This is a genomic window from Frigoribacterium sp. CG_9.8, from assembly GCF_015751965.1.
Lineage (GTDB): Bacteria > Actinomycetota > Actinomycetes > Actinomycetales > Microbacteriaceae > Lacisediminihabitans.
Window position 1 is genome coordinate 432,016 of record NZ_JADOVH010000002.1, and the last position, 13,944, is coordinate 445,959.

Annotated in this window: 13 protein-coding genes; 11 read left to right on the plus strand and 2 right to left on the minus strand. The window is 62.9% G+C overall.

Annotated features, from left to right (window positions below; all coding sequences use genetic code 11):
- The 5 genes from IWX88_RS06865 to IWX88_RS06885 all read left to right on the plus strand — a co-directional run bounded on the left by IWX88_RS06865 (window position 1) and on the right by IWX88_RS06885 (window position 4,928).
- The gene (locus IWX88_RS06865) at window positions 1–2,730 is read left to right on the plus strand and encodes a DNA translocase FtsK (protein WP_196828562.1); all 2,730 of its coding nucleotides are present in this window, start codon (window positions 1–3) and stop codon (window positions 2,728–2,730) included.
- Window positions 2,731–2,735: 5 nt separating this feature from the next.
- Window positions 2,736–3,407, plus strand: a complete 672-nt coding sequence (gene pgsA / locus IWX88_RS06870) for a CDP-diacylglycerol--glycerol-3-phosphate 3-phosphatidyltransferase (RefSeq protein ID WP_196828564.1) — start codon at window positions 2,736–2,738, stop codon at window positions 3,405–3,407.
- A 4-nt stretch (window positions 3,408–3,411) separates the two neighbouring features.
- Window positions 3,412–3,999: a CinA family protein gene (locus IWX88_RS06875; protein ID WP_231368934.1), complete on the plus strand. Its 588-nt coding sequence runs from the start codon at window positions 3,412–3,414 to the stop codon at window positions 3,997–3,999.
- A gap of 201 nt (window positions 4,000–4,200) precedes the next feature.
- A complete protein-coding gene (locus IWX88_RS06880) occupies window positions 4,201–4,509 on the plus strand; it encodes a helix-turn-helix domain-containing protein (RefSeq protein ID WP_196828566.1) in 309 nt (102 codons plus the stop codon).
- Window positions 4,510–4,697: 188 nt separating this feature from the next.
- Window positions 4,698–4,928 carry a DUF3046 domain-containing protein gene (locus IWX88_RS06885; RefSeq protein WP_196828568.1) on the plus strand — a complete coding sequence of 77 codons (231 nt, stop codon included), beginning with the start codon at window positions 4,698–4,700 and terminating at the stop codon, window positions 4,926–4,928.
- On the opposite strand, the gene IWX88_RS06890 is transcribed toward IWX88_RS06885, so the two are convergent.
- Complete coding sequence (locus IWX88_RS06890; RefSeq protein ID WP_196828570.1) at window positions 4,925–5,611, minus strand: phosphatase PAP2 family protein; 687 nt, start codon at window positions 5,609–5,611, stop codon at window positions 4,925–4,927. The two genes, IWX88_RS06885 and IWX88_RS06890, sit on opposite strands and share 4 nt — an antisense overlap.
- A 319-nt stretch (window positions 5,612–5,930) precedes the next feature.
- Here IWX88_RS06890 and recA point away from each other — a divergent pair, with 319 nt between their 5' ends.
- The 5 genes from recA (at window position 5,931) to dapF (ending at window position 11,412) form a co-directional block, all read left to right on the plus strand.
- On the plus strand, window positions 5,931–7,187 hold the full coding sequence (gene recA / locus IWX88_RS06895; protein ID WP_305038632.1) for a recombinase RecA: 1,257 nt from the start codon (window positions 5,931–5,933) through the stop codon (window positions 7,185–7,187).
- A 374-nt stretch (window positions 7,188–7,561) separates the two neighbouring features.
- Window positions 7,562–8,014: a regulatory protein RecX gene (locus tag IWX88_RS06900; RefSeq protein WP_196828572.1), complete on the plus strand. Its 453-nt coding sequence runs from the start codon at window positions 7,562–7,564 to the stop codon at window positions 8,012–8,014.
- A gap of 56 nt (window positions 8,015–8,070) precedes the next feature.
- Window positions 8,071–9,627 (plus strand): tRNA (N6-isopentenyl adenosine(37)-C2)-methylthiotransferase MiaB, encoded by a 1,557-nt coding sequence (miaB, locus tag IWX88_RS06905; RefSeq protein ID WP_196828574.1) that lies wholly within the window; start codon window positions 8,071–8,073, stop codon window positions 9,625–9,627.
- A 5-nt stretch (window positions 9,628–9,632) separates the two neighbouring features.
- Entirely contained in the window at window positions 9,633–10,544 is a 912-nt protein-coding gene (gene miaA, locus IWX88_RS06910; RefSeq protein ID WP_196828576.1) for a tRNA (adenosine(37)-N6)-dimethylallyltransferase MiaA, read from the plus strand.
- Complete coding sequence (dapF, locus tag IWX88_RS06915; RefSeq protein ID WP_196828578.1) at window positions 10,537–11,412, plus strand: diaminopimelate epimerase; 876 nt, start codon at window positions 10,537–10,539, stop codon at window positions 11,410–11,412. Before miaA ends, dapF begins: the two co-directional genes overlap by 8 nt.
- 132 nt (window positions 11,413–11,544) lie before the next feature.
- On the opposite strand, the gene IWX88_RS06920 is transcribed toward dapF, so the two are convergent.
- Window positions 11,545–12,153 (minus strand): class I SAM-dependent methyltransferase, encoded by a 609-nt coding sequence (locus tag IWX88_RS06920; protein ID WP_196828580.1) that lies wholly within the window; start codon window positions 12,151–12,153, stop codon window positions 11,545–11,547.
- Window positions 12,154–12,195: 42 nt separating this feature from the next.
- On the opposite strand from IWX88_RS06920, the gene hflX reads away from it, so the two are divergent.
- Window positions 12,196–13,740 (plus strand): GTPase HflX, encoded by a 1,545-nt coding sequence (gene hflX / locus IWX88_RS06925; RefSeq protein WP_196828582.1) that lies wholly within the window; start codon window positions 12,196–12,198, stop codon window positions 13,738–13,740.
- Window positions 13,741–13,944 lie beyond the last annotated feature (204 nt).

The following is a 13,944-nucleotide window of genomic DNA, read 5'->3' on the forward strand; positions in this document are numbered from 1 at the left end:
ATGGCTACGAGCACCAGGTCGACTTCGCGCGCGCGCCCGACGCAGCGCGCCAGTTCCCGCGCGACGGGTAAAGGCACGACACGAAAGTTGCCCGTGATGAGGGCTGGGTCGACCGAAGAGCCCGGCCTGCTCACTTCCGCGTGGTTGGGGCTTGCTCACGCGGTGGGTGGCGCCGCTCGAGTGCTCGGTCGCGAAACTCTCGCGAAGGACGAACGCCGCGATGGCGTTCCGATGTTTGTCTTCCTGCTTGCCGTGGTCGGTGCTGTCGTGGAATGGTTCAACCCTGCCGATCCGATTGCCATCGCGCTCGACTCCTACACTTTCGGCGGACTGTTCGGACGCGTGGCCTTTGCACTGCCGGTGATCATGCTGCTGTTTGCGGTCTGGCTGTTTCGGCACCCATCGTCTGTGCACGACAACGGTCGCATCGGTATCGGCCTCGCTGTGCTGCTCACATCGATCAGTGCCCTCTGCCACATCTTCGGCGGTGCGCCCCAACCCGCTGGCGGTGTCGAGGCACTGGCACGCGCTGGCGGTGTGGCCGGCTGGGTTCTTGCCGGCCCACTGCTGGCCGTCGGCACGGCCTGGCTGGCGGCGCCGATCGTCTCGCTGCTGCTGTTGCTCTCACTCTTCATCCTCACGAAGACGCCGCCAAATCGCACCCGCGTGCGGCTTCGCGAACTTTACGGATACCTGTTCGGCGCCCAGGTCGTTGAAGCGAGCCCCGCAACGGTGCTGCAGAAGGGTCTGACGGCACAGACCGGGGAGTATGGCTCATTCGGTGATCTCGGTCTCGACGGTGACGATCCCGGGTCTGTTCCGTGGTGGCGCCGAAGTAAGAAGCGGGAAGACGAACCAGCCTTCGATTCTTCGGTGCTCACAAAAGACCAGAAGGGCACAGGCCAGGGTGCGACAGAGGTCATCGACCGCACCCGTCGTGAAGAGCAGTTCGGTGAGGGACTCATCGACGAGCTCGTCGAAGCGGAAGCCGCAGTCAAGCGATTCACCGGTGAAGTGGCACCGGTCACAGGCATCCGCGACGACGGTCCCCTGATCGCCGACCTTCTGCCCGGATTCGCCGCGACGGCATCTGCACGGGGAGACCTAGGCGAATTCTCAGCACCGAAGTCCAGTGCTCCGGCACCTCCGTACCGGTTGCCCGCCGCATCCAGCCTCGTTCCCGGCACGCCTCCCAAGTCGCGCTCCGAGGCCAATGATGACATCGTCGCCTCGATCACCGAGGTGCTCACGCAGTTTCAGGTGGATGCCCGGGTCACCGGGTTCAGCCGCGGCCCGACGGTCACCCGCTACGAGATCGAGCTCGGCCCCGGGGTCAAGGTGGAGCGGGTCACCGCCCTCACCAAGAACCTGTCGTATGCGGTCGCAAGCAACGAGGTTCGCATCCTCTCGCCGATCCCCGGCAAGAGCGCGATCGGGGTGGAGATCCCCAATGCAGATCGTGAGATCGTGTCGCTCGGCGATGTGCTGCGTTCGAAGGCGAGCACCTCGAGCGTTCATCCCATGACAATCGGCCTCGGCAAGGATGTCGAGGGTGGTTTCGTCGTCGCTAACCTCGCGAAGATGCCGCATCTGCTCGTCGCCGGCTCCACCGGGTCGGGCAAGTCGAGTTTTGTCAACTCGATGATCACCTCGCTCCTGATGCGCGCGACTCCTGCGCAGGTGCGCATGGTGCTGATCGACCCGAAGCGGGTCGAACTCGCGCCCTATGCCGGCATCCCGCACCTCATCACGCCCATCATCACGAATCCCAAGAAGGCTGCGGAAGCGCTCGCCTGGGTCGTGAAGGAGATGGATATGCGGTACGACGACCTGGCGAGCTTCGGCTTCCGCCATATCGATGACTTCAATGCTGCGGTGATCGCCGATGAAATCGTACTCCCGGCCGGTAGTGAACGCTCGCTCAAGCCCTATCCGTACCTGTTGGTCGTGGTCGACGAGCTTGCCGACCTCATGATGGTCGCGCCGCGGGATGTCGAAGACTCGATCGTGCGGATCACCCAGCTCGCGCGGGCATCCGGAATCCACCTCGTACTTGCGACCCAGCGGCCATCGGTCGACGTTGTCACGGGACTCATCAAGGCCAATGTGCCCTCCCGCCTCGCCTTCGCCGTGTCGAGCATGACGGACTCCCGCGTGATCCTCGACCAGCCGGGCGCTGACAAGCTGATCGGCCAGGGCGACGCACTGTTTCTGCCGATGGGTGCGTCGAAGGCCATCCGGGTGCAGGGGGCGTGGGTGACCGAGAGCGAGGTCGCCGCGGTCGTGCAGCATGTGACTCGCCAGGCGCGGCCCGACTATCGCACCGACGTGGCTGCCACCGCCGAGAAGAAGCAGATCGACGGTGACATCGGTGGCGACCTCGAGGTGTTGCTCGCGGCGGCCGAACTCGTAGTGAGCACTCAATTTGGCTCGACCTCGATGCTGCAACGCAAGCTCCGGGTCGGATTCGCGAAGGCCGGCCGCCTGATGGACCTGCTCGAGTCGCGCGACATCGTTGGTCCGTCCGAGGGATCGAAGGCGCGTGATGTTCTTGTCGCTCCGGAACAACTGCCCGGGGTCCTTGCGAAACTGCGCGGAGAGGATGGGCCAGCAATTGCGGCAACCGATGATCGTTACTCGGCCGATCCGGTGGGCGACTCGACGAGCGGATACGATGAGGTCCACGTGAGCACAGGCGAAGACGCGTGGAATCTGACCGGCAGGGAGTGAGAGTCATGGCAGTGCCCGAATCTGTGGCCCCGGCATCCGGTGAGGCGTCTGCAGCTTCGGCGAAGCGGACGAATCCGCTTCGCGGGCGAGTGGTGCGAGCCGGTGACACCCCGGCGAGCACGGGCAATGTCGCCAACATCATCACGGTGATTCGCATTTTCATGGCCCCGGCGTTTATCTGGCTCCTTCTCGCTGATGCTGGCCAGCTCGGCCACCTGCGATACATCGCCGCCGGGCTGTTTCTCCTCGCGATCATTACGGACACTGTGGACGGCATCCTCGCCCGCCGGCAAAATCTCGTGACCGACTTCGGCAAGATTCTCGACCCGATTGCAGACAAGATCCTCATCGGTAGTGCACTTGTCGCGCTCTCGATCCTCGGCGAGCTGTGGTGGTGGGTTACGATCGTGATTCTGATCCGCGAGTTCGGCATCACCATCTTCCGGTTCGCGGTGATCCGCACTCGAGTCATCCCCGCGGTCGCAAGTGGCAAACTCAAGACGATTTTGCAGGCCGTGGCCATCTCACTGTTGCTCTTTCCGTTCTGGACGCTCGTCGGCCAGTGGGAACACTGGGTCGGATGGATTGTCATGGCTGTCGCGCTCGTGCTCACCGTGGTCTCCGGTGCGGACTTCATTGTCAAATACCGCCAGCAGAACCGCGTCGCAGCGGCCTGAGCTGATGCCTGAGCTGATGTCTGAGCTGATGTCCGAGCAGCGCACAGCGGATGGCGCAGCGCAGGTTGTCGCAGCACAGGACGGCGCAGCACAGGACGGCGCAGCGCAGGATGTCGCAGCACAGGTTGTCGCCGTGCTGATCGAGCGCGGACTCACCATTGCGGTGGCCGAGTCGCTCACCGGGGGACTGCTCGCCGCTGCGCTCATCGGGGTTGCCGGTGCCTCCGCCACTGTGCTCGGCGGGGTCGTGGCCTATAACACCGCGCTGAAGCACAGCGTTATCGGGGTAGATGCAGATCTGCTCGCGCAACAGGGGCCGGTGCATCCCGAGGTTGCCAGGCAGATGGCCGATCGGGTGAGATCCGCTCTCGCGGTGAACGGAGTGCCTGCCGACATCGGGCTGTCGACGACCGGGGTCGCAGGTCCGGGACCGCAGGGAGAGCATCCGGCAGGTACCGTCTATCTCGGATTCGCGATCGGTGACGATGTGAGTTCGCTGAGACTCGAACTTACGGGAGACCGAGAGGCAATCCGTAACGGGACCGTCTCCGAATCCCTGTCACGGTTGATAATGGCCCTTGAATCCCGGTGAGGTTGCCGGCACTCTTTCTCGTTTCGATCTCGTTACATCGCAGTGATTCACAAGCGGTATACAGATGTCGCTGGCTAGTGTTTTAGGTAGTGGTGATTGCGTGGTATTGGTTTGCTGGGCAGGAATTAGCACGCAGTCACCGTGGTTATGGTTTGTGTAGTCGTGGTTTACGACTCAGTTGGGTTAGAGGAGGAGAGTCCAATGGTTCTAGTTCGTCAAGAAATCGGTGACGTGCTCCGGGACTTTCGCCTGCAGAAGGGCCGCACCCTTCGACAGGTCGCGAGTAAGGCAAGCGTCGCTCTCGGCTATCTCAGCGAGGTGGAGCGTGGCCAGAAAGAGGCAAGCTCCGAAATCCTCGCGTCCGTTGCGGACGCACTCGAGACGCCGATCTCAGTGATCATGCGAGAAGTGGGCGAGCGCTTCGCAGTAATCGAGGGAATCAACATCATTCCCGACACCGTCCCCGACGACCTCGTCGCGGACTTCGACTCGGGACTCGTTACCCGCTAAAACGTACCGGACCGGCACGGTGTGGCCGGTCTGCACACCACTGCCCGGCTCGTGAGAGCCGGGCAGTGGTGTGTCCGGGACAGTCTCCGTTGTCCGGGACAGTCCCTGGTGGAGTTGGGACAGTCCCTGGTCGCGCAGGTCGCGCAGGTCGCGCAGCGTCCGTATCGAGACCCCGATACGCTTAACGGATGCGACTCAGCCAGTTCTGGACCGCCGTCGCCGACGAGTTCGGCCCGGCCATCGGTCGCACACTCGTGCATGATCTGGTGCTCGGCGAACTCGGGGATCTCACAGCTGAACAGGCACTCGCAAAGGGCCTCGACATCCGCGACACGTGGCTTGCTCTGTGCCGTGCGACGGACGTGCCTGAGCCGCGGAGGCATGGCGTGGGTAACCGCGATCCGAAACCTGGGCACTAACGGCGAACGCGCTTCACCAGCGAGCGGATTCCCCCCACCGCAGCCCACACCGCGAGCCCCATTGCGACCCCGAGTGCGGTGTCGCTGGCCGTATCAGTGAACCAGTGCAGGTTGAGGTAGAGGCGGCTGTACCCCATGGCCACGACGTAGATTACGCCGATGGCGGTGAACCACCAATGTCGCACCAGCAGTGCGAGCACCACAATGAGCGAAGCGGCGACCGCGGAGTGACCGGATGGATAGGCCGAGAGGGAGACGACAATCTCCCGGTGCGGTGGACGCGGTCGATCGAAGACGGCCTTGAGGAATCCGACAGCCCACTGGGTGAGCGGTTGCAGCGGCAGCACCACGAGGGCGGCCCAGACTCCTCGGGTCAGCAGGAGTAGGACTGCGGCGATCGCCGGAATCACAAACAGGGCGACATTCCCGCCACCAACCTGGTTGAGCACGAGAGACGGACCCGTGAGCCACGGAGCCCGAAATCCCGAGATCGCTCGGTAGAGAGACTGATCCACAGTCGTGGGCCGTCCTGAGAGCACACTGATGATGATCGCTCCACCCACCAGGCAGAGGGCGAGGGACACCGCGGCGACGAGCATCGCGATCCAGCGGGATCGACTGTTGGCCCAGGCGTGGTCGATCCGGAGAGCGCGGGAGGTTTTTTTGAAGGTGCCGGGGGACATGGTCCAATTCTCGCCGACGTCGGCGGTATCCGACAGGTGCGGGCCGATTGGCTTCGAATCCGGGCAACACGCCGGGGCGTAACATTCGAACATTTCTTCGGTGTGGCGTAGTCTCCCTCACAGCGGTAAAAAACAATAAGTAGTGCACGGTGTTTCCCCGGAAGGCAGCAATGTCCCCGGTGTGGCGTACGGTTCGACGAGTTGGACAAAGCCGCCAACAACAGCCTTGTCGCAGGTTGTGAGCACCCTGCAGGATCGGTGCTTTCAACGAAACGGCAGCCTATAGGCGCACCACCTCGACGCTAGAAGGAGCACGACAATGCCATCAGTTGCAGATCGCGAAAAATCCCTTGAGACCGCCCTCGCCCAGATTGACCGCCAATTCGGCAAGGGCTCCGTCATGCGCCTCGGCAGTGATGAGCGGGCTCCCGTTGCGGTGATCCCTACCGGCTCGATCGCGCTGGATGTCGCGCTCGGTATCGGGGGGCTCCCACGTGGTCGCATTGTGGAGATCTACGGCCCGGAGTCCTCGGGCAAGACCACACTCACACTCCATGCCATCGCCAATGCTCAAAAGGCCGGTGGAATTGCCGCCTTCATCGACGCGGAACACGCCCTTGACCCTGAGTATGCCAAGGCCCTCGGCGTAGATATCGATGCACTCCTGGTGTCCCAGCCCGATACCGGAGAGCAGGCGCTTGAGATCGCGGACATGCTGATCCGCTCCGGTTCGATCGACCTCGTCGTCATCGACTCCGTTGCGGCGCTCGTGCCCCGCGCCGAGATCGAAGGTGAGATGGGTGATTCACACGTCGGTCTTCAGGCTCGACTCATGTCGCAGGCTCTTCGTAAACTCACCGGTGGGCTCAGCCAGACCAACACAACGATGATCTTCATCAACCAACTGCGCGAGAAGATCGGCGTATTCTTTGGCTCGCCTGAGACCACTGCGGGAGGCAAGGCACTCAAGTTCTATGCCTCCGTGCGCCTCGACATCCGTCGCATCGAGACCCTCAAAGAGGGAACGGATGCCGTCGGTAACCGAACCCGGGTCAAGGTCGTAAAGAACAAGATGGCGCCACCGTTCAAGCAGGCCGAATTCGACATCCTCTATGGCACCGGCATCTCCCGCGAGGGCAGCCTCATCGACTTCGGCGTCGAACACGAGATCGTGCGCAAGTCGGGAGCGTGGTACACCTACGACGGTGACCAGCTGGGACAGGGCAAAGAGAACTCCCGCAAGTATCTGATCGAGCACGCCGCCACCGCCAACGAGATCGAAGACAAGATCAAGGCCAAGCTCGGCATCATGGGTGACGCAAAGGTGGCAGCAGCAGCAGCATCGCGCGCGAAGGCGGATGCCAATGCAGAACTGGCAGCGGCGAAGTCTGCGGGCACCCTGACGGCGGCGTCGACTCCCGCGAAGGGTGCGCGTGCCAGTGCCGCTGGAGCCAAGGCGGCGGCCAACGCCAGTGCCAGCGCCAACGCCAACGCCAACACCACTGCTCTGCGCGACAGCAACACCGCACTCGATAACAGCACCGGTCTCGATATTCGCACCGCGATCGGGGCCTAGTCATGCTCTCCGGTGACGGCCAAAAGCTTGCGCGGGTCACGTACCTGCCCGGGGTTATCCCTGCCCCTGCGCTTGCGGAACCGTCACCGGAGAGTGACCAACCCGCAGCCGTGGATGCCCCGGTGCTGCCTGACTTCGTGTCCTTCTTTGGAGGGCCAGGCTTTGGAGGGACAGCCGGATCAGGCTCTGGCGCAGAACCTGCTGATTCGGATGCTGCTGATTCGGACGCGGCTGATTCGGACGCGGCTGATTCGGACGCGGCTGATTCGGCCGCTGCTGATTCGGACGCTGCGGACACAGAGTCTGCCTCTACGGATTCGACCGATTCAGGTCACCGCGGCGCGCGCCGAGAGGTGCGTGCGGAGAATGTCAGCATGCACGCTCTCACCCGTCGCGGGATGTCGCGCTGGGAGCTGCAGAAGACACTGCTCTCCCGTGAACTGGATCCGGATGTTGTCGAGGCGGAACTTGAGCGGTTGGAACGGGTCGGTCTTCTTGATGATGCCGCCCTTGCCGAGACTTTCGTGCGCACGCAGCATGAGCGCAAGGGATTGGGGCGCGGCGCCATTACGGCAGAGTTGCGCCGCCGGCATGTCGACCAGAAGCATATCGAGGCCGCGCTTGAGCAGATCGATGACGATGGCGAACAGACTCGCGCGAACGAACTCGCGCTCAAGCGTGCTGGTCAGTTGAGCTCGTACGACTTCGAAACAGCCAAGCGCCGCCTGTACGGGTTTCTCGCACGAAAAGGCTACTCGTCAGGGGTGGTCCGGGTCGCGGTCGATTCAGCACTCTCTGCCCGGTCGAGCGGCGTGCGGTTCCGCTAGGGCTCTCCTGCTGTGGAGGACGCGCAGTCAGATCGGGCGGTTAAGATTGTGGCACCATGACGATCACTGCAACTCCACTGGTCTTTTCTGCCCAGCCCGCTGTTCCGCGCACCTATGAAGTGCGCACCTTCGGCTGCCAGATGAATGTGCACGATTCAGAACGGCTGAGTGGGTCGCTCGAGGCGGCAGGCTATGTGCGGGCTGTCGGCGGCACTGCGGATGTGGTGGTGATCAACACCTGCGCCGTTCGTGAGAACGCCGACAACAAGCTCTACGGGAATCTTGGATATCTCGCGTCGGTGAAGCAGAAGCACGAGGGAATGCAGATCGCCGTTGGAGGTTGTCTCGCCCAGAAAGATAAAAATGTCATCCTCGAGAAAGCGCCATGGGTCGACGTAGTTTTCGGCACCCACAACATGGGGTCGCTGCCCGCTCTTCTTGAACGTGCCCGTCACAACGGCGAGGCCCAACTCGAGATTCTCGAGTCCCTTGAGGTGTTTCCGTCTACTCTCCCCACGCGGCGGGAGTCCACCTACTCCGGGTGGGTGTCGATCTCGGTCGGATGCAATAACACCTGCACATTTTGTATCGTGCCCGCTCTGCGCGGCAAGGAAAAGGATCGTCGACCCGGCGACATCCTCGCAGAGATCCAGGTGATCGTGGACGACGGTGCGATCGAAGTGACACTTCTCGGCCAGAACGTCAATTCCTACGGGGTCGAGTTTGGAGATCGGCAGGCGTTTGGCAAACTTTTGCGTGCAGCCGGGGAGATCCGCGGTCTCGAGCGCATTCGATTCACCAGCCCTCACCCGGCCGCGTTCACCGACGATGTGATCGACGCCATGGCCGAAACCCGCGCGGTGATGCCACAGCTGCACATGCCACTGCAGTCCGGTTCGGATCGCATCCTCAAGGCCATGCGCCGCAGCTACCGGTCGGACAAGTTCCTCGGCATCCTCGACCGCGTGCGGGCCCGAATTCCGAATGCGGCGATCTCCACCGACATCATTGTGGGGTTCCCCGGCGAGACCGAAGAGGACTTTCAAGAGACCCTTCGCGTAGTCGAGCGTGCACGATTCGCCACTGCATTCACATTTCAGTATTCAATCCGTGAGGGCACCCCGGCTGCGACCATGGACGATCAGGTTCCGAAGTCTGTCGTGCAGGAGCGCTATGAGCGTCTCGTTGCGCTGCAGGATCGCATCGCCTGGGAGGAGAACCGAGCGCTCATCGGAACTGAGGTCGAGGTTCTGGTCGGGGCCGAAGGGTCCAAAGACGCCGACACCCATCGCCAGTCCGGCCGTGCCGAAGACAGTCGGCTGGTTCATTTCGAAGTACCCCCGCACAGTGATCTGCCGCGGCCCGGGGACATCGTTTCTGTGAAAATCTCCGACGCCAAGCCGTTCTATCTGCTCGCGGATTCCGCTGATGGCGCGCCGCTGCGCATCCGGCGCACCAGCGCTGGGGATGCCTGGGATCGTGCCGAGGCTGACTCCTGCGCCGTTCCATCCCCGGCTACTTCGGCACCCGCTCCGGCGCGTGTCTCGCTCGGTCTTCCCACCCTGCGGATCGCGACGGCACCGATCTACGACCTGGATGACGGGCAGCGCTAGCGGCGATGCTCATCGTCATCGTCGGCGCTACCGGCACCGGCAAGTCGCGCTTCTCGCTTGATCTGGGGGAGCTGATCCGCTCCGAGGGCAGGCAAGCGGAAATCATCAATGCCGACGCCATGCAGCTCTATCGAGGTATGGATGTCGGCACGGCGAAGCTGCCCGTGAGCGAGCGGCGTGGCATCCCGCACCACCTTCTCGACGTTCTCGATCCTCGCGATGAGGCAAGCGTCTCGAAGTATCAGTCGGGTGCCCGGGCCGCCATTTGCGACATCCTCGACCGTGGCGCCGTGCCGATTCTGGTCGGCGGCTCCGGACTCTATGTGTCGTCAGTCGTTTACAACTTCCAGTTTCCGGCGACCGACCCCGTGATCCGTGCCCGGCTCGAGCAGGAGCTTCTCGACCGCGGTCCCGGGCTGCTCTACCGGGATCTGATGGCGGTGGACGCGGATGCTGCAGAAGCGATCGGTCCGCACAATGGGCGGCGGCTCGTGCGCGCGCTTGAGGTCGTGGAGATCACTGGCAAGCCCTTTGGATCCGGCCTACCCGCCGATTCGGATCACTGGATGCGGACCACGTCGTTCGGCCTCAATACTACCCGCGATCGTCTGGTGAGCCGACTCGACGACCGTGTGGCCGATATGTGGACCCATGGGATCGTCGAGGAGGCGCGCGCGCTTGAGGCCACGGGCCTGGGGCTAACCGCCTCGCGTGCCATCGGCTATTCCCAGGCATTCGGCCAGATTCGGGCAGAGCTATCCGAGGCTGAGGCCATCGAGCAGACTCGCGTGCTCACCCGCAAGTATGCCCGGCGTCAGGTGGGCTGGTTTCGGCGGTATCCGCAGACGACCTGGCTCGATTCGGACGACCCTGATCGAGTGGCCGCTGCCCGGCAGATACTCTTGGACCATGCCTGACCTCCATTTCACCAAAGGCCACGGAACCGGAAATGACTTCGTGTTCTTCGCTGATCCCGAGGGGCTGATCGATCTGACTCCGGCACAGATCGCGGCTATCGCCGACCGCCATTTTGGGGTGGGCGGTGACGGGGTGATCCGGGCGGTGCGCTCGAAGAATCTGCCAGCGGGCGCCGCTGCCCTCGCCGAAGATGACGCGGCCGAATGGTTTATGGACTACCACAATGCCGACGGATCGCTGTCAGAGATGTGTGGCAATGGCATCCGTGTGTTCGCCAAGTTCCTGATCCAGAATGACCTGGCGGTGCTCGAGAAGGGGCAGACTCTGCCGATTGGCACACGGAGCGGCGTTCGCGATCTGCAACGCAACGCCACCGGATTTCAAGTAGACCTTGGCCGGTGGTCGCTCCAGGGCGGAGAACCACTGGTGAGAGCGAAGAACCTGTCTGTCGCGCGCCCCGGACTCGGCATCACCGTCGGCAATCCGCACGTCGTCGTCGCGCTGTCGAGCGACGACGAACTGGACAGCGCCGACCTGACCTTCATCCCCGTGCTCGAACCCGAGGCGGCAGAGGGCGCAAATGTGGAGTTCGTCGTGCCGATGGATCCCCTCGTCACAGACGGCGTTGGACGCATCCGGATGCGCGTGCACGAGCGCGGCAGTGGGGAGACCCTGTCCTGCGGTACCGGAGCCGCGGCTGCGGCTCTCGCGACTCGGTACTGGGCGGGCGCCGGAGCGCCGAACCAGTGGCGCGTCGAGCTGCCGGGCGGAACGCTCGGAGTGCGGATGTGGGCTGCCGAGGATGGAGAGCACGTCTCGTTGAGCGGACCGGCCGAGCTGGTCTTCGAGGGCGACCTGACCTACTGACTGCTTCAGCGGCGGGGTTCATACTTCCGCACCCGCCCCGGGTTTGCGGCAGAGCAGCTGTTTTGTCGTTGGTATTCGAGAAACCCTCGAGAATCTCGTGCTCGGATTCGTGATTGGGAGGATCCGTTCGGCTCACTTGCGTCGCACCCGCAACACGCGATAGCCCTTATTGGTTGCCGCACGGGAGACCGCGAAATCGACGGGAAGCCAGCCCTCGAGCCAGCGGTGAAGCGAGTCGGAACCGAGATTGCGTTGCACGACGAGCCAGGCATCCGATTCGGCGTCGAGACGCGGGAGCCAAAACCCCAGCATCCCGTGCAGTTCGTTCTTGCCGACTCGGATCGGCGGGTTAGACCGGATCGACACGAAACTCACATCCGCGGGAACATCCTCCGGGATCACGGCGTTGATGTTTGTGACGCCAACGGCCTCGGCATTACGGCGCACGAGGTCGAGGGCGCGCGAATTCACATCGACGGCCCATACGGTGGCGTGCGGAGATTCGAGGGCGAGGGTGAGAGCGATCGGACCCCAACCGCAACCGAGATCCAGAATATGTCCGCCGGGAGGGGCCGGGGGAGTGTGTGCAAGCAGAACCTGTGTGCCGGAGTCGATGCGCTCGGGACTGAAAATGCCATTGGACGTGGTGAGATCAAAGAATTGGCCAGCGAGAGGGACCCGAATCTGGCGGAACTTGAGCTCACTCTCGGGCAATTCAGAGAAGTAATGCTCGGAGACCATGCAGAAAAATATATCGAAATATCAGGAGCTAGGGTTAAACAAATGATTGACGAAGACACAGCAGCAACTGAGGGCGACGACGCCGTCAGCCGCGTGCTGGCAAGAGCGGCGAGCAAATCGGCCGGCTACACGCTGTTTGGAAGCGGTAATGCCGTCAACGGCAACGCGCAGGCCCTGCAATCGCGCGGAGTCGCGTCAGATTCCGACGGTGACCAGTTTGATCGCGAAGACCGGCAGGCTCTCCGCCGCGTAGCCGGACTCTCGACGGAGCTGGAAGACGTCACCGAGGTCGAGTACCGGCAACTGCGGATCGAGCGCGTCGTACTCATCGGCATTTACAGCCAAGGCAATACCGAAGAGGCAGAGAACTCGATGCGCGAGCTCTTTGCCCTGGCAGAGACGGCCGGAGCCACAGTGCTCGACGGCCTTCTCCAGCGGCGGGCCACTCCTGACCCGAGCACATTTTTCGGCAAGGGCAAAGCGATCGAGCTTCGGGATGTCGTCGCCAGCGTTGGCGCTGACACGGTAATCGTCGACAGCGAGCTCGCGCCAAGCCAGCGGCGTGCCCTCGAGGATGTCGTCAAGGTGAAGGTCATCGACCGAACTGCCGTCATACTCGACATCTTTTCCCAGCATGCTAAGAGCCGCGAGGGCAAGGCACAGGTCGAACTCGCGCAACTCGAATATCTGCTTCCCCGCCTTCGAGGCTGGGGCGAATCGATGTCCCGGCAGGCCGGTGGACAGGTGGGTGCGGGCAACGGAATGGGAAGCCGTGGACCGGGTGAGACGAAGATTGAACTCGACCGTCGCCGCATCCACACCCGGATGTCCCGCCTGAAGAAACAGATTCTGGCCTTTACGCCGGCTCGTGTTGCAAAGCGGGCCAACCGCAATCGCAACTCCGTGCCATCCGTTGCAATTGCCGGCTACACCAATGCGGGCAAGTCATCGTTGCTCAACCGCATTACCCACGCCGGTGCGCTGGTGGAGAATGCCCTGTTCGCCACCCTTGACACTGCGGTGCGCAAGAACGAAACCGACGAGGGCCAGGCCTACACGCTTACGGACACCGTCGGGTTCGTGCGAAACCTACCGCACCAGCTCGTCGAAGCGTTCCGCTCGACCTTCGAGGAGATCGCCGACTCGGATGTCATCCTCCATGTGGTCGACGCATCCCATCCGGATCCAGGCAGCCAACTCTCCACGGTGCGCAATGTGATCGGCGAGGTCGAGGCGCGGCATATCGCTGAGATCGTGGTCTTCAACAAGAGTGACCTCATCGACGACAGCCAGCGGCTGGTATTGCGTGGCCTCGAGCCGAAGGCGATCTTCGCATCGGCCCGGAGTGGTGAGGGCGTTGACGAGATCCTCGCCGCCATCGCCCGCACTCTTCCCGCTCCGTCCATCGAGCTCGACCTTCTGGTGCCCTACGACCGCGGCGATGTGATTTCTTCCCTGCACAACCATGCGCGGATTACGTCGACCGAGTATGAGGAGGGCGGCACGCGGATTTCCGTTCTCGTCACAGCGGAACACGCGGCGGCGCTGCGCTCGTTCTCGGTCGCTGTGCCTGCGGCCGCCGTCTGATTACGTAACACTTCCCTCGTCCGGAGGTGCGATTGTTAGGCTGGCGAAGCGGGTTTGGGAGTGTTTCAAACCCCGGAGCGACAGCCGAGCCCGGCATCCGCCCACAGGGAGCTTTCCGGCTCCGCATTCCACCGAGACGGTGATGCAGTGGGTCTTCAGTGCCACTTCAGAGTCGTCCTGTTGCCACAGAGGACCAGAGCCGTG